Origin of the sequence: Geodermatophilus maliterrae (genome assembly GCF_041018925.1) — a bacterium.
GTDB lineage: Bacteria > Actinomycetota > Actinomycetes > Mycobacteriales > Geodermatophilaceae > Geodermatophilus > Geodermatophilus maliterrae.
The window spans coordinates 1-1,162 of record NZ_JBFNXQ010000211.1 but is presented as its reverse complement, the minus strand read 5'-3'; the positions used below and the strand labels follow the sequence as shown (position 1 = coordinate 1,162).

At 72.9% G+C, this 1,162-nt stretch carries 1 protein-coding gene; it reads left to right on the top strand.

The genetic code is table 11. The features are described from left to right. On the top strand, nt 1-1,162 hold a 1,162-nt coding region (locus ABQ292_RS26505), incomplete at both ends, for a UDP-glucose dehydrogenase family protein (protein WP_369210689.1).

The following is a 1,162-nucleotide window of genomic DNA, read 5'->3' as shown; positions in this document are numbered from 1 at the left end:
ACGAGCCGGACTTCGAGTCCCTGCTGGTCCACGCGCTGGCCTCCGGCCGGCTGCGGTTCAGCACCGACGTCGCCGACGCGGCCGGCTCGCAGGTGCACTTCGTGTGCGTGGGCACTCCGCAGAAGCGGGGTGAGTACGCCGCCGACATGCGCTACGTCGAGGCCGCCGTCGAGTCGCTGCTGCAGGTGCTGCAGCCCGGGGAGCTGGTGGTGGGCAAGTCCACGGTGCCGGTCGGCACCGCGGCCCGCCTCGCCGAGCTGGTGGGCGGCAAGGTGCCGGGGGCGTTGCTGGCGTGGAACCCGGAGTTCTTGCGGGAGGGGTTCGCCGTGGCCGACACCCTGCACCCCGACCGGCTGGTCTACGGCCTGCCCGCCGGGGCCGACGGCGCGGTCGCCGAGGAGCTGCTCGATGCGGTGTACGCGCCGATCGTGGCCCGCGGCACACCGAAGGTGACCAGCGACTACGCCACCGCCGAGATGGTCAAGACCGCGGCCAACTCCTTCCTGGCCACCAAGATCTCCTTCATCAACGCGATGGCCGAGCTGTGCGAGGCCACCGGGGCGGATGTGAAGCTGCTGGCCGACGCGATCGGCTACGACGACCGGATCGGGCGCAAGTTCCTCAACGCCGGCCTCGGCTTCGGCGGGGGGTGTCTGCCCAAGGACATCCGGGCGTTCATGGCCCGCGCCGGGGAGCTGGGCGCCGATCAGGCGCTGACGTTCCTGCGCGAGGTGGACAACATCAACATGCGCCGCCGGATCCGGATGGTGGAGCTGGCCCGGGAGGTGTGTGACGGGTCGCTGCTGGGCAAGCGGGTGGCGGTGCTGGGCGCGGCGTTCAAGCCCGACTCCGATGACATCCGCGACTCCCCGGCGCTCAACGTCGCCGCCCAGCTGCAGCTCCAAGGCGCCGTGGTCACCGTCACCGATCCGGCCGCGGTCGACAACTCCCGCCGGTCCTGGCCGCAGCTGGACTACGCCGCCACGCCCGAGCAGGCCGCGGCCGGCGCCGACGCGGTGCTGGTGCTCACCGAGTGGCGGGCCTACCGCGAGCTGGACCCGGTCGCGTTCGGGCAGGTGGTGGCCCGGAAGCGGGTGCTGGACGGGCGCAACGCCCTCGACCGCGAGGCCTGGACCGCCGCCGGGTGGACCTACCGCGCCCT